Source organism: Brachybacterium equifaecis (assembly GCF_023509525.1).
In the GTDB taxonomy this organism is placed as follows: domain Bacteria; phylum Actinomycetota; class Actinomycetes; order Actinomycetales; family Dermabacteraceae; genus Brachybacterium; species Brachybacterium equifaecis.
Window position 1 is genome coordinate 252,149 of sequence record NZ_JAKNCJ010000003.1, and the last position, 18,272, is coordinate 270,420.

Annotated in this window: 17 protein-coding genes; 5 read left to right on the plus strand and 12 right to left on the minus strand. The window is 73.8% G+C overall.

Annotated elements, in window-relative coordinates; translation table 11 throughout:
* Positions 1–69 precede the first annotated feature (69 nt).
* The 3 genes from msrB (at position 70) to Bequi_RS09005 (ending at position 2,582) form a co-directional block, all read left to right on the plus strand.
* Positions 70–492, plus strand: a complete 423-nt coding sequence (gene msrB / locus Bequi_RS08995) for a peptide-methionine (R)-S-oxide reductase MsrB (RefSeq protein ID WP_249737592.1) — start codon at positions 70–72, stop codon at positions 490–492.
* 66 nt (positions 493–558) lie between these two features.
* Positions 559–1,182, plus strand: a complete 624-nt coding sequence (locus tag Bequi_RS09000) for a DUF3000 domain-containing protein (RefSeq protein ID WP_249737593.1) — start codon at positions 559–561, stop codon at positions 1,180–1,182.
* On the plus strand, positions 1,182–2,582 hold the full coding sequence (locus Bequi_RS09005) for an HRDC domain-containing protein (RefSeq protein ID WP_249737594.1): 1,401 nt from the start codon (positions 1,182–1,184) through the stop codon (positions 2,580–2,582). Before Bequi_RS09000 ends, Bequi_RS09005 begins: the two co-directional genes overlap by 1 nt.
* A gap of 64 nt (positions 2,583–2,646) precedes the next feature.
* On the opposite strand, the gene Bequi_RS09010 is transcribed toward Bequi_RS09005, so the two are convergent.
* From Bequi_RS09010 to Bequi_RS09065, 12 genes are all read right to left on the minus strand, one after another.
* Entirely contained in the window at positions 2,647–3,279 is a 633-nt protein-coding gene (locus tag Bequi_RS09010; RefSeq protein ID WP_249737595.1) for an NUDIX domain-containing protein, read from the minus strand.
* Positions 3,276–5,000 (minus strand): CTP synthase, encoded by a 1,725-nt coding sequence (pyrG, locus tag Bequi_RS09015; protein WP_249737622.1) that lies wholly within the window; start codon positions 4,998–5,000, stop codon positions 3,276–3,278. The genes Bequi_RS09010 and pyrG overlap by 4 nt, the downstream gene beginning before the upstream one ends.
* Positions 5,001–5,107: 107 nt before the next feature.
* Positions 5,108–6,331 carry a glycosyltransferase gene (locus tag Bequi_RS09020; protein WP_249737596.1) on the minus strand — a complete coding sequence of 408 codons (1,224 nt, stop codon included), beginning with the start codon at positions 6,329–6,331 and terminating at the stop codon, positions 5,108–5,110.
* A complete protein-coding gene (locus tag Bequi_RS09025; RefSeq protein WP_249737597.1) occupies positions 6,328–8,043 on the minus strand; it encodes a lipid II flippase MurJ in 1,716 nt (571 codons plus the stop codon). The genes Bequi_RS09020 and Bequi_RS09025 overlap by 4 nt, the downstream gene beginning before the upstream one ends.
* The gene (locus Bequi_RS09030) at positions 8,040–8,891 is read right to left on the minus strand and encodes a hypothetical protein (RefSeq protein WP_249737598.1); all 852 of its coding nucleotides are present in this window, start codon (positions 8,889–8,891) and stop codon (positions 8,040–8,042) included. The genes Bequi_RS09025 and Bequi_RS09030 overlap by 4 nt, the downstream gene beginning before the upstream one ends.
* A 5-nt stretch (positions 8,892–8,896) precedes the next feature.
* Positions 8,897–9,925, minus strand: coding sequence for a copper transporter (locus Bequi_RS09035; RefSeq protein ID WP_249737599.1), 1,029 nt, complete (start codon positions 9,923–9,925; stop codon positions 8,897–8,899).
* Between the two features lie 10 nt (positions 9,926–9,935).
* Complete coding sequence (steA, locus tag Bequi_RS09040; RefSeq protein WP_249737600.1) at positions 9,936–11,117, minus strand: putative cytokinetic ring protein SteA; 1,182 nt, start codon at positions 11,115–11,117, stop codon at positions 9,936–9,938.
* Positions 11,114–12,826, minus strand: a complete 1,713-nt coding sequence (gene recN / locus Bequi_RS09045) for a DNA repair protein RecN (protein ID WP_249737601.1) — start codon at positions 12,824–12,826, stop codon at positions 11,114–11,116. Before recN ends, steA begins: the two co-directional genes overlap by 4 nt.
* 34 nt (positions 12,827–12,860) lie before the next feature.
* A complete protein-coding gene (locus Bequi_RS09050) occupies positions 12,861–13,805 on the minus strand; it encodes an NAD kinase (protein ID WP_249737602.1) in 945 nt (314 codons plus the stop codon).
* Positions 13,802–14,695, minus strand: coding sequence for a TlyA family RNA methyltransferase (locus Bequi_RS09055; protein ID WP_249737603.1), 894 nt, complete (start codon positions 14,693–14,695; stop codon positions 13,802–13,804). Before Bequi_RS09055 ends, Bequi_RS09050 begins: the two co-directional genes overlap by 4 nt.
* Entirely contained in the window at positions 14,692–15,720 is a 1,029-nt protein-coding gene (locus tag Bequi_RS09060; protein ID WP_249737604.1) for an HAD-IIA family hydrolase, read from the minus strand. Before Bequi_RS09060 ends, Bequi_RS09055 begins: the two co-directional genes overlap by 4 nt.
* Positions 15,717–16,634 (minus strand): tetratricopeptide repeat protein, encoded by a 918-nt coding sequence (locus Bequi_RS09065; protein ID WP_249737605.1) that lies wholly within the window; start codon positions 16,632–16,634, stop codon positions 15,717–15,719. The genes Bequi_RS09060 and Bequi_RS09065 overlap by 4 nt, the downstream gene beginning before the upstream one ends.
* A 198-nt stretch (positions 16,635–16,832) precedes the next feature.
* Between Bequi_RS09065 and Bequi_RS09070 the strand changes: the two genes are divergently transcribed.
* Both Bequi_RS09070 and Bequi_RS09075 read left to right on the plus strand, forming a co-directional pair.
* Positions 16,833–17,222: a hypothetical protein gene (locus tag Bequi_RS09070; RefSeq protein WP_249737606.1), complete on the plus strand. Its 390-nt coding sequence runs from the start codon at positions 16,833–16,835 to the stop codon at positions 17,220–17,222.
* A 195-nt stretch (positions 17,223–17,417) separates the two neighbouring features.
* Positions 17,418–17,783 carry a hypothetical protein gene (locus Bequi_RS09075; protein ID WP_249737607.1) on the plus strand — a complete coding sequence of 122 codons (366 nt, stop codon included), beginning with the start codon at positions 17,418–17,420 and terminating at the stop codon, positions 17,781–17,783.
* Positions 17,784–18,272 lie beyond the last annotated feature (489 nt).

Here is an 18,272-nt window from a genome sequence, read left to right on the forward strand (position 1 = left end):
GGACCGGCATACCCTGGAGTCCTGAGCGCGGCGCACCGCCGCACCACCGCTCCCCGAGGAGGGACCCCCATGAACGCTCACCCCATCGGCGGCTCGCAGTACCCCGTCCAGCTCTCCGATTCCGAATGGCGCGAGCGCCTCTCCCCCGCCGAGTACCAGGTGCTGCGCGAGGCCGGCACTGAGCGGCCCTTCACGGGCGAGTACGAGGAGGTGCGCCCAGCCGGCACCTACGCGTGCCGCGCCTGCGGTGCCGAGCTGTTCCGCGCGAGCGAGCAGTTCGATGCGCACTGCGGGTGGCCCGCCTTCTGGGCACCCCAGGGCAGCGACGTCCTCGAGGTGCTGGAGGACGTCTCCCTCGGGATGCGGCGCGTGGAGGTGCGCTGCGCGAACTGCGGCTCCCACCTCGGGCACGTCTTCGAGGGCGAAGGGTTCCCCACCCCGACCGACCAGCGGTACTGCATCAACTCCATCAGCCTCGTCCTCCAGGACTGAGGGCCGGGCACCCGGGCCCGGCGCGCCTCGGCTGCCGAGGCTGCCTGCGCCGTTAGGCTCCCGAGCGTGTCCGTCCACGAGTTCCCCGCCGCCGCGCGCGCATTCCGCACCGCGATCGAGGAGATGACCCGTGCGGCCCTGCGGCCCGAGGTCGCATGGAGGGACATCCCCGCGCCCGGCCGGATGGCCCCGCACACCTGGGCGGCCGAGGGCGAGGTCCTCCTGCACGACGATGAGCTCGCCAGCGGGCGGATCGTGATCCTGCACGACCCCGCCGGCGAGGAGTCCTGGCAGGGGGAGTACCGCATGGTCGCCCTCGTCCAGGCGCAGCTCGAGCCCGAGTTCGCGATCGAGTCGATGCTCGGGGACGTCGCGTGGTCCTGGGTGACCGAGTCGCTCGAGCTCAACGGCGCGCAGGCGCGCGAGCTCGGCTGCACGGCCACCCGCGTCGTCTCCCAGAGCTACGGGGCGCTGGCCTCCCGGCCCTCCACCGTGGACGTCGAGATGCGCGTCTCGTGGACTCCGGACACCCCTGCCACCGGCGCCGACCTCGGCCCCCACTTCGCGGCGTGGGCTGCAATGCTCGCGGCCGCCGGCGGCCTCCCCCCGGCTCCCGCCCAGGTCGCGCCGCTCGTGCCCTCGCATCGCGCCCGGGCTCGATCCCTGACCGACGAGAGGAACCGCGGCTGATGCCCGCCACTCCCCCCTCCCCGCACGATCCCGCCGCTCCTTCGGCCCCCGCCGAGACCGCCGGATCCCCGTCGAGCCGCCGCACGCGCTCCCGCGCCGGCCGCGCCCCGCAACCGGCCCGCGTCCCCGAGGCGCAGGCTCCCGGCCGCTCCCCTCGCACGCGCAGCGCAGCGGCAGCTCCTGCCGACGACGCCGCCCAGGCAGGCCCCGCCGCCACCCCCTTGCGCGCGCCCCGCGACGGGATGGTCGATCTCATCGACCGCATCCAGCCGCTGCTGCAGTGGTGCGAGCGCGCCGCGACCGCTCCCGAGGAGCCCATCGCGGTCGATGTCGAGCGCGCCTCCTCGTACCGGTACACCTCCAAGGCGTACCTGATCCAGGTGCGCACGGACGCCGCGGGCACCGCGCTCATCGATCCGATCGCCTTCACGCTCCCGGGCACGTTCATCGAGCTGATGAACAGCCGCGAGTGGGTGCTGCACGCGGCGAGCCAGGACCTCCCGAGCCTCGACGAGCTCGGCCTGCGCCCAGCGCGGCTGTTCGACACCGAGCTCGCCGGGCGGCTGCTCGGCATGCAGCGCGTCGGCCTCGGCGCCGTCGTCGAGGACGCCCTCGGCCTCGCGCTCGCGAAGGAGCACTCCGCTGCCGACTGGTCCAAGCGCCCCCTCCCGGAGCCGTGGCTGATCTACGCCGCGCTCGACGTCGAGGTGCTGGTCGAGGTGCGCGACATCATGGCCGCCCGCCTCGAGGAGGCGGGCAAGACCCGCTGGGCCGAGGAGGAGTTCGCGCATCTCCTCGCCGCCGGGAGCCCCGCTCCGCGCGCGGAGCCGTGGCGGAAGCTGCACGGCGTGGGCGTGCTGCGCTCGCAGCGGCAGATGGCCGTCGCCCGCTCGATGTGGGAGATGCGCGATGCGATCGCCTCGCGCGAGGACCTCTCCCCGCACCGGGTGCTGCGCGATCGCGAGATCGTCGAGGCCGCGAAGCACGCCGAGACCTCCCGGGAGGCGTTCTCGGCCGCGCTGCCGAAGGCGCTGCGGGGGAAGGACGCCTGGTGGCAGGCGGCCCGCACGGGCCTCACCACGGCGCCCGCGCACCTGCCCGACCGCTCCGAGCCCGCGTATCCGCCGCCCCACAAGCTGTGGTCGAAGAAGTGGCCTGAGGTCGCCGAGCGCTACCTCCCCGTGCGGGAGGCGGTCGCCGCGCGCGCCGAGGAGCTGCAGGTCCCCTCCGAGAACCTGGTGAACCCCGGCCTGCTGCGCACGTGGATCTGGGAGAACGACTCGGCCGGCGATGAGGTCGCGGTGCGGGGGCAGCTCGAGGCGCTCGGCGCCCGGCCGTGGCAGGCCGAGCTGGTCGCGCCCGTGCTGTGCGCGTCCCTGCCGAAGCCCGAGTCCCACTGACCGGGCCCAGCCCGACCGGCCGGACCTGCTCCCGGGCGGCCGAACTCAGCCCGAGTGCCCGGGCTCAGCCCAGCTGCAGGTAGGCGAGCACGGCGGTCAGCAGCGTGCCGCTCGTGAGCGCGCCGCGCCCGATCGCCTCGAGGATCTCCTCGCACGGCACCCAGCGGATCTCGATCTCCGCCTCCTCGTCCTCGCGCTCGAAGTCCACGCCCTCCGCCTCGCGCAGATCGCGCGCGAGATGGATGCGGATCTCCTCCTGCGAGCTCCCGGGGCTCGGTGCCGTGGTGATGAGGTGCTCGATGCTCCCTGCGGCGAGGCCCGTCTCCTCCGCGAGCTCGCGCGCGGCGGCGTCGGCCGGATCCTCCCCCTCCTGATCCAGCAGGCCCGCCGGGATCTCCCAGAAGGCGCGCTGCAGGGGGTGGCGGTACTGACGGATCAGCAGGATCTGCGCGCGGCGACGGTCCCCGTTGCCGTCCTCCCGGACGGCGAGTACGGCGACGGCGCCTGTGTGCGCGATGTACTCGCGGTCGAACTGCACCCCCGGGGCGAAGTCCACGGTGTCGCGGATGACATCCCAGATCATCCCCGAATACGCCCGGCGATGCGCGCTGACGGGACGGGGACTGGGCTCATCGCGCAGCGCCGCCACCTGCGCAGCGGCCGAGCCCGCCGCTGCAGTCGGCTGCGAGGTGCTCACTGCGCACCGTCCACGGCGGCCGCGGCGGTGTCGCCTGCCGTGGTGGCCGCAGCGCCCTCGACCGCCGTGTTCTCGGCCGCAGCGCCCTCGACAGCAGCATCCTGGCGTGCGATCGCCGCGCCGATGAGCCCGGCGAACAGGGGGTGCGCTGCGGTCGGCCGGGACTTCAGCTCAGGGTGCGCCTGCGTGCCGACGTAGAACGGATGCACCTCGCGGGGCAGCTCCACGAACTCCACGAGCGAGCGGTCCTCGCCGATGCGGGAGACGCCCGAGACCACGAGCCCTGCCTCCTCGAGCGGGCCGCGATGCGCGTTGCTCACCTCGTAGCGGTGGCGGTGCCGCTCGGAGACGACGGTCGCCCCGTACGTCTCGGCGACGACGCTGCCGGGCACGAGCTCGTGATCGTAGGCGCCGAGCCGCATCGTCCCGCCGAGGTCGCCGCCGGCGAGGATGTCCTCCTGCTCGGCCATCGTCGCGATCACGGGGTGAGCGGTCTCGGGCCCGAACTCGGTGGAGTGGGCGTCCTCCCAGCCCAGCACCGTGCGCGCGTACTCGATGACCATGCACTGCATGCCCAGGCAGATCCCGAGCGCAGGGATCCCCTGCTCGCGGGCGAAGCGCAGCGCCCCGGCCTTGCCGTCCACGCCGCGCACGCCGAACCCGCCGGGCACGATGATCGCGTCCAGGTCCCGCAGGGCCTTCTGCGCGCCTTCCTGGGTCTCGCAGTCATCGGAGGGGATCCAGCGGATCTCGACGCGGGCGCTGTGGTGGAAGCCGCCCGCGCGCAGCGCCTCGGTGATCGACAGGTAGGCGTCGGGCAGGTCGATGTACTTGCCCACCAGTCCCACGCGCACCGTGCGGTCGGGGTGGTGGACGCGCTCCAGCAGCGCGCTCCAGCTCGTCCAGTCCACGTCGTGGCTGAGCAGGCCCAGGCGCCGGATGGCGTAGGCATCCAGCCCCTCGCTGTGCAGCACCTTCGGGATGTCGTAGATCGAGGGGGCGTCGGGGCAGGTGACCACGGCGTCCAGGTCCACGTCGCACATCGAGGCGATCTTCGCCTTCACCGAGGCCGGCAGGGGCCGGTCGGCCCGCAGCACGATCGCGTCGGGCTGGATTCCGATCGAGCGCAGCGCCGCCACGGAGTGCTGGGTGGGCTTGGTCTTCAGCTCCTGCGAGGGGCCGATGAAGGGCACCAGCGAGACGTGGATGAAGAAGACGTTGTCGCGGCCGACGTCCTGGCGCACCTGCCGGGCCGCCTCGATGAACGGCTGGGACTCGATATCGCCGACGGTCCCGCCGATCTCGGTGATGATGACGTCGACGTCCTCGCCCGCCTGGGCGCGCATCGAGGACTTGATGGCGTCGGTGATGTGCGGGATGACCTGCACGGTGTCGCCCAGGTACTCGCCGCGGCGCTCCTTGGCGATCACGCCCGAGTAGACCTGACCGGTGGTCACGTTCGAGGCGCGCGAGAGGTTCACGTCCAGGAAGCGCTCATAGTGACCGATGTCGAGGTCCGTCTCAGCGCCGTCCTCGGTGACGAAGACCTCGCCGTGCTGGAACGGGTTCATGGTGCCCGGATCGACGTTGAGGTACGGATCGAGCTTCTGCATGGTCACCCGCAGGCCGCGGTTCTTCAGGAGCATGCCGAGGGAGGATGCCGTCAGCCCCTTGCCGAGGCTCGAGACCACTCCGCCGGTGACGAAGATGTGCTTCGTGATGCCGGTGTTGCGGAAGGGCTTCGCACCGGGGCCGGACGCTGCGTCTCGGGTCGATGCGGACGGGGTCAGGGGGGTGCTCGCGCTGGAATCTGCCACGGACCGCCAAGCTACCATAACTCGGCGCCTGCCGCCTCCGAGCCGCACGATGCGAGATCTCCCGGCGGGCCGAGGACATCGAGCAGCTGGTCCAGGAGCTCTCCGCGGCCGGGAAGGGCGCGGGAGCGCTCGCGCGAGGCTTCGCCGGCCGCGGCCCGGACCCGGGGATTGCGCATCGTGAGGATCGCTCCGGCGAGCGCGGTCGGATCGCCCGGGGCCACCAGTCGGGCTGCACGGCCGGTGACCAGCGCAGTGCCGCCGGCATCGGTGGCGACGATGGGCCGACCGGCCGCGAGCGCCTCCTGGAGGAACACGGGCTGGCCCTCCCAGCGCGCGGAGGAGACGACCAGGTCGGCGCGGGCGAGGAGCGCGGGGATGTCCTCCCGTCGGCCGAGCAGCTCCACGGGCAGATCATGCGCTGCGATCCGGGCCGCGAGGGCCTGGCGGTCCGGGCCGTCCCCGGCGATCCGCACCCGCACGTCGGCGCCGTGGTCCTTCACGGTGCGCACGGCCTCGAGCAGGATGTCGAAGCCCTTCTGCGGAGCGAGCCGGCCGACGGCGAGGATCTCCAGCGGCCCCCCGGAGACCTGCGGGACCGGCTCCCCCGGGCCCGCGCCCTCCGCGCCGGGCACTTCAGGGGTGAGGCTCGGGACGAGCGCGGCGGGGGTCTGCAGCGGCGCTGACGTGCGCGCTGACGTGCGCGCAGGCGCGGGGATGACCGCGTGCTCGATGCGCGCCGCGCCGGCGGCGGCCTCGGCGAGGTCGGGAGAGACGGCGAGCACGACGTCGGCGCGCTGCACGATGATGCTCAGCAGCGACCTGCCGAGCACGCGCACCGGGAACGGTCCGGCGATGCGGTTGTGGAGCGTGACCACGAGGCGGGGCGTATCTCCTGCGCGCGGCCCCGCCTCCCCGGAGCGCGAGCGCGAGCGGTGGCGCCCGGCGGCGGTGCGCGGCAGGGCGAGGGCCGTCAGCCCTCCGGCGCGCAGGCCGTGCGCGTGCACGGCGTCGACCGGCGGGGCGCCGCGGCGGGCCGCCGAGAGGAGCCGGCGCAGCCGGGCGATGGTGAGGAGGTCCAGGAGCGAGGGCCGCGGTCCGATCCGCACCGGCGCATCGCGCACCTGCGCTCCCGCTTCCGCGAGCACCTCCCGCTCCATGCGCACGTGCGCGGCGAGTCCCCCGCTCGCGGAGGGCTCCACGAGCAGGACGCGCAGCCCGTGGGCGCGCCCGCTCATCGCCGGCCCCGGCCGCGAGGAAGGCGGGAGCGGAGCCGGGCGGCGGCGCCGGGATCGGCGAGCGCCATCACGGCCAGTGCGATAGCGGCCGCGACTCCCCCGGTGAGGACTCCGAGCAGGACCGTGCCGATCTCCCCGACGCCCTGGTGCACGAGGGCCCGGCCGAGGAGCAGGGCCGGGATGCCGCCGGCCGGGACCGCGACCGCTGCGGCGAGGACGCTGCGATGCAGCGGCGCGCGTTGCGCGCCGCTGGCGAGGACGTCGGAGACCCTGTGCATGCCGGAGACCGCGGAGACCCACATGCCGATGCTGATGGCGAAGGCGAACGCGGTGGCGGCCTGGGCCGCCCCGGCGCCCGTGGAGGCCATCGCCACCGCGACGATCAGCGCGCCCGCGGCGATCCAGCCGATGGAGCCGACGATCGCGGCATCGCGCGCTCGCAGCGCCGCGGAGAGGATCCGCGTGCACTGGACGGTGAGGATGTACGGGAGGAGGCCGAGCGCCATCGCGGCGACCGCGGCGCCCACTCCGACTGCGCCCGCGCGGTCGATGTGGCGGAAGAAGGCCTCGAGCGCGGGGCCGGCGCCGAAGAGGGCGGCGCCGCCGATCGCGCCGATCACGGCCAGGGTGCGCAGGGAGAGGCCCGCCGTGCGGCCGAAGGCGGCGATATCGCCCACCGTGCGCTGCTCGGACAGGTGAGGGAAGACGCTCGTGATGAGCGGGATCGCGAGCACTGCGAACGGCAGGAGGTAGACGGCCTGCGCGTACTGGAACACCGGCAGCGTGCCCGTGCCGCCCGTGCGCATCGCGAGCAGCAGGATCAGTGCGAGCGCGAGCTGCTGAGCGCCGACGGCTCCCAGTCCCGCTCCCGCGAGCGCGAGGGCGCGCCGCCCGTGCCCCGCGGGCATCCGCAGCCCCGGCCGCAGGCGCAGACCGGCGCGCGCCGCGGGGATGCACAGGGAGATCGCCATCACGGCGACGCCTGCGGTCGTCCCCCATACGAGCAGGCCCTCGGCGAGGGGGCCGATGGTGGTGGAGGTGGCGACCGCGGGCGCGGCGCCGGCGTAGAGCCGGTAGGCGAGGATCACCAGCAGCGAGCTCAGCAGCGGCACGAGCGCGGGCCAGAAGAAGCGCTTGCGGGCCTGGAGGTACGCGGCGAGCACGACGGTCATCCCGTACAGGGGCAGCTGGAGCGCGAACACGCGCAGCATCCGCGCGCCCAGGGCGACGGTCGCCGCGTCCGTCGGGGCCCGCGAGTCGAGGATGAGGGCCGCGAGCGGATCCGCGGCGAGCGCGAGAGCGCCGGCGAGCACGATCGTGACCAGCAGCGTCCAGCACAGCAGCACCGAGATGATGCGGCTGGCCTCCTCGCGCTCCGTGCGGCTGCCGCCCACGAGCCCCGCGACCAGCGGGACCACGCTCGCGGCGAGCGCACCGCCGGCGGCGACCTCGAACAGGAGGTTCGGGACGAGGTTCGCGCTCGCATAGGCGGTGCCGACGTCCCCCGCGCCGACGCTCGCCCCGAACACGAGGTAGCGCACGAAGCCCGCGATGCGGGCCAGGAGCGTGATCACCAGGATCAGGGTCGCGCCGCGGAGGATCGCGCTGCCGAGACCAGGGGCGGTGGGGCGGGATTCCGCGGCGCCGGGCAATGCGCCGGACCCCGCGTCGGGCGCGGCGTCGGATGCGGCGTTCGGGGCGCTCGAGCTCATGGCGCCCCTCGTCGTCCCAGCGCGTCGAGGGCGCGCAGAGCCGGGTTCGCCTCGATGACGGCGCTGAAGCTCACCCTCTCGCTCGCGAGGGTGAGAGCGCTCAGCCCCAGCAGCGCAGCGCCGCGGGCGGCGGCGCTGCGCACGTGCGCCGATGCGGGACTGCCCGGGGCGGCCTGCAGGCGCAGCGCGAGAGCGGTGCCGATCATCGCGCCGAGCGCGTTGGCCCCGGTGTCGCCCAGCATCCCCTTCTCCCGGAGGTCCACGGGCAGCGCGAGTGCGCTGATGCCGGCGGCGGCGGCTCCGAGCGCGCGACCGCGCTCGCGAGCATCGGGCGCTGGGGCGAGGGGGCTCTCGGCGTCGCTCTGGAGGCGACGCGGGGATGCCGCAGCGAGGGCGCTGAGCAGGAGGGACGCCTTCAGCGCGCGACCCGGCCGGAGGTCCAGGAGGTTCACGAGGTTCGCGGTGCCGGCCGCGATCGCCCCGTCGAGGACCGCGCCTGCGCCGCGGGCGGCGAGGCTCCGGCGCGGCCCGCCCGTCTCCGTCAGCGCTGCGGCGACGCACAGCACCGGGATGCCGATGGCCTTCGCCGCGCCCGTGGTGAGAGTCCCCTCGCGCAGGGCGCGGGCATGACCGCGCAGTCCCTTGCTGGTCGCGGCGCCGCGGCGGCGCTGGATCGGCTCGAGGAGGTCGTCGGCCAGCCCCAGAGCGCCGATGCCGGCGGCGGCAGCGGCCCGCCCGCGCATCCCGGCCAGCCCGGTGAGCACGGGGACGGCGATCGCGACCGCGACCCCCTGTGCGAGGGTCACCTCGCGACCGGCGAAGTTCGTGCGGCGCAGAGCCTCTCGCATCCCGCTCATCCTTGACCGCCGTCGCTCGCCTCGCCGGCGAGGGCGGGCGTCTCGGGCACGCGGGCGCGCGCGTCGGAGGCGGTGCCGTAGCTCCCCGAGCCGCCGCGGAGCTGCTCGGCCAGGGCGAGGACCGCGATCGCGGGACCATCGGGCGCCTGGAGGCGGTCGGCGGTGGACAGCCCCGCGAAGCGGGCATCCCCCCGGACGGTCCGCAGCAGGCCGACGGTGTCGTCGTTCTGCGGGGTCGCCGCGGTGACGACGGCGGGGACCTGCGCCTCGGCGAGCTCGAGGAGCAGACCGGACTGCGTCTCCAGCAGGAGCTGGGCACGCTGCGCGGCGAGAGCGCTGTCCTCCCCCTCGACGACGAGATCGCCTGCGGCAGCGCCCGCGACCATGACGGAATCGGCGGGGAAAGCCGTCTCGCCGTCGGCGCTCACGAGAGAGGCGTCCTCGAGCACGGACCACATCTGCGTGCGGGTCTCCTCGGCGAGGTCGGGGCTCGTCACGAGCACGGTGATGACGCTGCCGAGAACGGCGGCGTCGGAGTCCTCGCCCGCAGCGGCGAGCGCGCCGTCGCTCTGCTCCGCCTCGGCGACGGTCTGCGGGCTGAGGGCGCGCAGAGCGGTCAGCGCGCCCGAGCGGCTCTCGGCTCCGGCGGGGTCCCACAGCCCGCGCTCCAGCCGGACGGTGAGGACCTGCTCGGCCCCGGCCGCGGTGAGCAGGGCGCCGATCCCGTTCACGGGGGCCGAGACGCTGCCGGAGTCGTAGAAGACCGCGGTGCGCGTGCCCTCCAGGCTGCCGGCGACGAGGGCAGGGCCGGTGGCGCCGATGTACGCCGCGAGCTCGTCCTGCTGGGCGGTGAGGTCATCGCCCTGGGCGCGCAGCTGGTCGCGCTCGGCGCGCAACTGCTCGACCTGCCCGGTGAGCTGGGAGCCGAGGCTCTCGCGCAGCGGGCCGGCGCCGAGCACGATCCCCACGGCGAGAGCGAGGAACACGGAGATCAGCGAGACCAGGTGATAGCGGAAATCGATCACGACATCCCTCCTAGGATCCGGGGGCGGGGCGGGTGGCGAACAGGGCGGTGAACCAGGCCAGGACATCGTCCAGTCTCGCCCCCAGCAGCTGGAAGACGGCCTGCCCGCCGGGCGTCGCCCAGAGAGCGACCCCCAGGGCGATGAGCCCGGACAGCGCGAGCAGCACGAGCTGGAGGGTGGAGATCCGCTGGCGGTACAGGCGGGAGACGCCCTTGGCGTCCACGAGCTTGGAGCCGACCCGTAGACGGGTGAGGAAGGTCGAGCTCATCCCAGCGCGCCCCTTGTCGAGGAACTCCTCGAGCGTGCCGTGGGTGCCGACGGCGACGATCACGCTCGCCCCCTTCTCGTCGGCCAGGAGCATCGCGATGTCCTCGCTCGTGCCGTACGCGGGGAACAGCACGGCCCGATCGGCGAGCCCGAGCTCCTCGAGCCTCTCCATTCCGGGAGCGCGGCCGTCGCGGTAGGCGTGGACGACGAGCTCAGCGCCGCTGGCCAGCGCGCGATCGGAGACGGAGTCCATGTCGCCGATGATCAGCTGCGGCTTCCAGCCGGCCTCGAGCACCGCGTCGGCCCCCCCGTCGACGCCGATGATCACCGGGCGGTTCTCCCGCAGGAAGGGGGCGAGCGCCGCGAGGTCCTCCTTGTAGTGGTATCCGCGCACCACGATCAGCACCGGGCGGTCGGCGAGGTCGGTCGCGATGTCCGGGGCGCCGACTCCGTCGAGCAGGAGATCCCGCTCCCGCAGCATGTACTCCAGGGTGTTGCGGGCGAACAGCTCGAGCTGCTCCGAGAGGCCCTCGCGGCTCGCGAGGATCGCGGCGGCGACGCTCGCCGCATCCTGCGCGGCGCCCTGCAGGAGCTCCCGATCGCCCTCCAGGATGCGCCCCTCGCTGATGGTGAGGCTGCTCCCCTCGCGCACGCTCTCGAACAGCGACGGCCCGCAGTCGTCGACCAGCATGATCCCGGCGTCCACGAGGATCTGGGGGCCCGCGTTCGGGTAGCGGCCGGAGGTGGAGCGGGCCGCGTTCAGCACGGCGGCCGGGCCTTTCTCGACGAGCGCCTCGGCGGCGACGCGGTCGATGTCCTCGTGGTCGATGACGGCGATGTCGCCGGCGCGCAGGCGCTTGGTGAGGTCCTTGGTGCGGCGGCCGAGGCGCGCGGTGCCGCTGACGACGGCGCGGGGGGCCGTCATGCGGGCCCGTCGGCCGCGGCGCGGGATTCGGCGAGCAGCTCGGCGGCGTGGGCGAGCGCGAGCTCGGAGACGTCGCCGGCGAGCATCCGCGCGAGCTCGCGCACGCGAGCCTCGCCCTCGAGCGCCTCGACGGTGGAGCTCGTGGTGCCGTCCCCGCTGCGCTTGACGATGTTGAGGTGGGTGGAGGCGTGGGCGGCGACCTGCGGGAGGTGGGTGACGACGATGACCTGGGCGTGCTCGGCGAGGCGCGCGAGGCGCTGGCCGACGGCGAGCGCAGCGCGGCCTCCGATGCCGGCGTCGATCTCGTCGAACACGAACACGGGGGCGGCGCTGCGATCCGCGCGCGAGGAGCCGAGGGCGACCTCGAGCGCGAGCATCACGCGGGAGAGCTCACCGCCGCTCGCCGCTGTCGCCACCGGCAGGTGGTCCGCTCCCGGATGCGGGGCCAGCAGGATCGAGACCTGGTCGCGGCCGTGCGCACGGGGAGCGTGGGGGGCGACGTCGACCCGGATGCTCGCCGCCGGCATCTCGAGGTGCCCGAGCTCCTCCTGGACGGCGGAGGCGAGGGTGCGCGCGGCGGCGACGCGCGCCTCGGTGAGTCGGGCGGCGGTGTCCTCGAGCTCCGCATCGATCTCGGCGAGGCGCGCGGTCAGCGCGGCGTGCTCGTCCTCCGCACCGTCGAGCCGGTCGAGGTCGGCGGCGGCGACGGCGGAGCGCTCCAGGACCTCTGCGGCGGTCTCGGCGCCGCCCAGGACGGGGCCGAGGTCGCGCACGAGGACGGTGATCTCGTGGAGCCGCTCGTTGGCGTCCTCGAGCGCCCCCGGGGAGGCGTCGATGCCGTCGGCGTAGCGGGAGAGCTCCGCGGTGATGTCGGAGATCTCCAGCCGGGTGCTCTCCAGGCGCTCGAGGACGGGAGCGAGCTCCGGGTCGGTGCGTGCGGCAGAGCGCAGCAGGCTCGTGGCGATGTCGAGCAGGGGGCCTGCGGCGGGGCCGTCGTCGTCGCCTGCGAGCGCGGCGCCCGCCTGGTCGGCGGCGGAGCGGAGGTCGACCGCGTGGTCCAGGCGCTCGATCCGGGCGCGCAGCTCGTCCTCCTCTCCCGGCTGCGGTTCGATGCGCTCGATCCGCTCCAGAGCGGTGCGGAGCTGCGCGCCGCGCGTCTCCCGCTCGGCGAGGAGGCGCTGGAGGACGTCGAGCTCCTCGGCCGCGCGAGTGCGCTCCTGCCAGAGCTCGCGGTGCCGCTCCAGCGGCGCGCTGACGGTCGAGACGGCGAAGGCGTCCAGCGCCTCGCGCTGCTGATCGGCCTCGCGCAGGCGGGTCTGGTCGGACTGCCCGTGCACGGTGACGGCGGAGCCGACGAGCCGGGCGAGCGCACCGATCGGCACGGGGACTCCGCCGATCTGGGCGCGGGAGCGGCCATCGCGGGTGACGCGCCGCACGACGAGCACCTCTCCGTCCTCGTCCTCCGCGCCGAGCTCGTCCAGAGCGCGTGCGAGCTCGGTGTGCCCGGCCAGGGCCAGGGTGCCGTCCACGGTGCTCGCGGTGCCTGCGCGACCGCGATCGAGGCGGCCGCCCAGCAGCATGGTCAGTCCCGTGACGATCATCGTCTTGCCGGCGCCGGTCTCGCCGGTGAGCACCGTGAAGCCGGGACCGAACTCGAGGGTCGCATCGTCGATCACGCCGATGAGGCGGATCCTCAGGGTGGAGAGCATCGCTGTCAGGGCCTCGCAGTCGTCCGTGCCGCTCTCAGACGGCCCGGCCGTCGCGGCCGCGCCATCCGATCACAGGCAGCTGGAACTTCTCCACGAGCCGGTCGGCGAAGGGTGTGGCCTGCAGCCGCACGAGGCGCACGGAGCGCGAGGAGAGGCGGGACTCGACGCGCATCCCGGCCGCGATCTCGATCGTGCGGCGCCCGTCGAGCGTGAGGACGCCGCCGTCGCGGTTGTCGACGGTCATCTCGATCGCCGCCTCCGAGGAGCGCCCGAGCACGAGGGGGCGGGCGAAGAGGGCGTGCGCGGCCAGCGGCACGATCAGGAAGGCGTCGACTTCGGGCCACACCACAGGTCCGCCGGCGCTGAAGGCGTAGGCGGTGGAGCCCGTGGACGAGGACAGCAGCACGCCGTCGCACCCGAACGACGAGACCGGGCGACCGTCGATCTCGACGACGACGTAGATCATCTTCTGCCGATCGGCCTTCTCGAGGCTCGCATCGTTCAGGGCCCAGTCCTCGGCGATGAGCTCGTCGCCCTCGCCGCGCACCGCGATGTCCAGGGTGGAGCGCTCCTCGATCGCATAGGCGCCGTCCAGGAGACGGCGCACCGTGGTGGAGAGCTCCTCCACCTCGCTCTCGGCGAGGAATCCGACGTGGCCGAGGTTCACGCCGTGCACGGGGACGTCGGCCTCCCTCACCACCTCGAGTGCGCGCAGGATCGTGCCGTCCCCGCCGAGCACGATGCCCAGCTCGACGAGGTCCGCGGCGCTGACCGCGTCGACGACGTCCACGCCCTCGCCGCCGAGCAGCTCGAGCAGGCCGTCGGGCACGATGCCCGGCTCGTTCGCTCGGATCTCGGCGACCTGCTCGTCGATGACGACCGCCCGCACATCGTGCTGGGCGAGCTCGTGCAGGATGCTCTTCATGCCGGACAGGGCGGAGGCCCGGCCGGAGTGGACGTAGAGCAGGAATCGCCTCATGCGGAGCGGGACCCTTCGGTCGGCTCGGGCGCGCGCCGCAGCGGCGCCGAGGGGGTGGAGAGCGGGGAGACCGCGCGTTCGATCATGTCATAGGCGCTGCGCTCGAGCACCGGCTCCCCCGGCACGGCCGAGGCTGCGTCCGGGGTCTCGCGCGGGGCGCGCAGGTGCACGAAGTACTCCAGGTTGCCGTCCTGGCCGGGCAGGTCGCTCTGGGCGACGCCCAGTAGGGACATCCCGCACTCGAGGCCCGCCTGCGCGACACCCGCGACAGCCCGGATGCGCTCGCGCGGCTCGCTGACGACGCCGGTGCGCGGCAGCGCCGCCTTCCCCACCTCGAACTGCGGCTTCACCATGAGCACCAGGTCGGCGCCGGGCGCGCTGAGCGCAGCGAGATCGCCGAGGACGGTGCGCAGGGAGATGAAGGAGAGGTCGGCCGTGATCAGGTCCGCCGCTCCCCCGACGTCCTGCGCGCGCAGCCCGCGGATGGACGTGTTGTCGTGGATCTGCAGGCGCTCGTGGCCCCGCAGGTGGGCTGCGAGCTGATCGCGGCCGATGTCCACGGCGATCACGCGCGCGGCGCCCCGCCGCAGCAGCACATCGGTGAAGCCGCCGCTGGAGGCGCCGGCGTCGAGGCAGCGCTTCCCCTCGGGGTCGACGCCGAGTCTCTCCAGGGCGCCCGCGAGCTTGTGCGCGGCGCGGGAGGCGTACTCGATCCCGTCGGGGACGTCGGCGACCTCCACCGCGGCGCCCTCGGGAACCGGGTGCGAGGGCTTCAGCGCGGGAGCGCCGTCCACCCGCGCGCGGCCCTCCGCGATGATGCGCTGGGCGTGGGTGCGCGAGCGCGCGAGCCCCTCCTCTGCGAGAGCGAGGTCCAGGCGGCGGGCGCTCATGGAGCCGGGGCCTCTGCCGGCGGGGCGATGACGGTTCCGGACTCCTCGCGCACCGCCCCGCCGAAGCGAGCCTCCTCATGGCGCTGGGCGATGAGTGCGAGAGCGGCGTGCAGCGCGCGCGGGTCCGCGCTCTGGCCGGTGAGGACGATGTCCTCGCCGTCCCAGCGCGCTCCCGATGCGCCGCAGCGCGCGGAATCGCCCTGGACGAGCGGCCTGGGCGCGGGCGCCGTGAGCGTCGACAGGTCGGGCAGGATCCACGTGGGGCGCAGGAGCGGCTCGGCGTGGACCGCCTCGGCGATCCCATCGACCCCGGTGAGCACCAGGAGGGTGTCCATGCCCGCGCGGTTGCCGCCCTCGATGTCGGTGTCGAGGCGATCCCCGACGACCAGGGGGCGCCGCGCACCGAGCTTCTCGGCTGCGAGCGCGAACATCTCCGGCTGCGGCTTGCCCGCGACCAGCGGGGTCCGTCCCGTGGCGTGCACCAGCGTGTGGACGAGCGAGCCGTTGCCCGGGGCCATCCCGCGCTCGGTGGGCAGGGTGGCGTCCGTGTTCGTGGCGACCCACGGGACCCCGCGGCGCAGCGCGTAGCAGCCCTCTGCGAGATCCGCCCAGCCGAGCGTCGGGGAGAAGCCCTGGATCACGGCGGCGACGTCCTCGCTGTCGCGGAAGACCGGCGTGAAGCCGGCCCCCGCCACCTCGCTGGCGAGGCTCTCCGCTCCGACGACGAGGACAGTGACCCCCTCCTCGACGTGCTGGGCGAGGAGCTGCACCGCGATCTGCGGCGAGGTCGCCACCTCGTGCGCCTCGGCCTGCACGCCGACCTCCGCCAGGTGCGCGACGACGGCATCCGGGGTGCGGGAGGCGTTGTTGGTGATGAACCCGATCAGCGCGCCGCGCTCTCGGGCCGTGCGCACGCCGTCGGCGGCGTGCGGGATCGGCACCCCGCCGTGCATGAGCGTGCCGTCGAGATCGAGCAGCAGTGCGTCGTAGACGTCCAGGAGGCTCGGGGAGATCGGGACGGTCATCGCGCCTCCTCCCCGTCCGTGCTCTCCTCACCGAGATCGGCCGTGACGGGGGCCTCTGAGAGGTCCTCGCCCTCGGCACGGTGGTCGTCGTCGGCAGCGTCGATGTCGTCGAGCTCCTCGCTGTCCGCAGCGCTGGTCGCGCCGGCGTCGACCTCGGTGCCATCCGCGGAGGCAGGATCCTCGTCGTCCAGGTCCGCGTACTCCTCGAAGACGTCGAGCACCTCGACCTCCTCATCGTCGTACCAGGTCGGATCCGCCTCGACCTCAGGGGCCGGTCGGCCGAGCCGGGCCGCCGCGTCCGTCAGACGCTCCGTGTCGGCATCTGCAGCGAGGGTCAGCCAGCGGCGGGACTCCTCCGCACGGCCGGCCGTCTCCAGCAGATCCGCGTACGCGGCCCACAGCCGGACAGGCCACTTCCCGTCGACCTTGGAGCGCAGTGCGGGGATCTCGAGGGTCTGCAGGGCCGTCTCGGTGTCGCCTGTGTCCGCGTAGGCGCCGGCGACGACGATCATCAGCTCGATGGTGCTCTCGACCGAGAGCTTCTCCGCCTCGGGCGATGCCGCGATCTCGAAGGCGCGCTCAGGGCGGCCCAGACCCCGCTCCGCATCGGCCAGCATGGGCAGCAGGTCGGTGCGCCCGCTGATGCGCATCGCCGTGCGCAGCTCGCGGACGGTCGTCTTGTAATCGCCCACCTGATAGGCGGCGACGCCGTAGGTCTCGCGGGTGACCGCGATGCGTCCGCCGATGCTCGCTGCATAGCGTGCGTGCGCGAGCGCCTGGTCGCGGTCCTCGTCCATAAGGCTGACGGCCATCACCAGGTGGCGCGCGGTGCGATCCGCGGTGTCCTTGCTGAGGGCGCGCAGCTCGTCGGCGACCTCCCGGTCCAGCTCCTTGCCCGTGATGTTCTCGGGCACAGCGGGCTCCGGCGGACGCGTGCTGCGGCGCTCCTGTCCGGGACGTGCAGAGCCTTCGGAGGCTGCCCGTCCATCGCGACCACGGTCATCACGGCCCTTGTACCCGGCCGAGCCCCCGCGGTCATCACGACCGCGGTAGCCGCCCTGAGCGCCGCGGTCATCGCGATCTCGCGGAGGACGGGACTGCCCCCGATCCTCGTGGCCCCGGAATCCGCCCTGCGCACCGCGGTCGTCACGGCCGCGGTAGCCGCCCTGCGCGCCACGGTCGTCACGGCCACGGTAACCGCCCTGGGCACCACGGTCGTCACGGCCACGGTAACCGCCCTGGGCGCCGCGGTCATCGCGACCCCGGTAGCCGCTCTGGGCGCCGCGGTCATCGCGATCGCGAGGAGGACGGGACTGCCCTCGATCCTCGCGACCGCGGTACCCGCCGCCTGCACCACGATCGTCGCGATCGCGGAATCCCCCGGTATCACGACGCTCGCCATAGCCGCCCGACCGAACCCGGTCGCCGCGGTCCTGATATCCGCCCGAAGAGCGCCGCTCGTCCGAGGGACGCTGATCGCGGCCTCGGTATCCACTCGATGAGCCGCGGTCTTCGCGGCCCCGGTAGCCACCGCCCTGGGGACGATCCTCGCGACCGCGGTAACCGCCGCGCGCGCCACGATCATCGCGGTAGCCGCCGCTCTGAGGGCGACCCTGCGCTCCGCGGTCATCCCGTCCCCGATACCCGGAGCGATCATCACGACGCTCGTGGCTGCCGCTCGAGGAACGATCCTCGCGGTGCTCACGGGCACCGGAGGGCGACCGCTCGTCACGGCGCTGATAGCCACCACGATCATCGCGGCGCTGGTAGCCACCGGGCTGCGAGCGATCATCGCGGCGCTGATAGCTCGAGCTGGCGCCACGGTCGTCTCGGGTGCGGTCGGATCCGCCCTGGTAGCCCCCTCGATCATCACGACGCTGATAGCCGGAACCCTGAGCACGATCATCACGACGCTGGTAGCCGGAACCCTGAGCACGATCGTCACGACGCTGGTAGCCCGAACCCTGACTACGATCATCTCGCCCGCGGCCGCTGCCGCCCTGATATCCGCTGCGCTGAGGACGGTCATCCCGCGACGTTCGAGGGGTCTTGTCATCGCGTGAGCCGTACGAGCGAGCGCCGCCGCGCGCGTCCTCGCGCCGGCCCTGGCCTCCGCCGCGGCTGCTGTGCTCCGTACGGCTGTCGTTCCGATGCTCGCTGCGCTCGTCGGCCATGGTGCTCGCCCTCATTCTGTTGTCTTCTGACCTGCTCCGTCCCAATCTAGAGGATCGAGTGCAGCGAAGCAGGCCTCGCGCTCGGCCCCGGTGATCGACTCCACCATGCCTGGCAACGGTCAGGCCCCTGCAGACCCCGATGCAGGACTGCCCCACAGAGCACTGCACCGAGGCTGAAGGACCCGCACCGAAGGCGGCAGCCGCGCGACTCCCAGTCGCGCACTGCGCACGCGAGATGCCCTGAACGCAGAAAACGCCGGCCCCCACCAGGACCGGCACAACACACCCGAACAACACAGCACCAACAACCCACAAAAAGATTGTGGCCCGCGCACGACAGCGGGATCACCCCATAAAGAGGACCCACACACCATCACA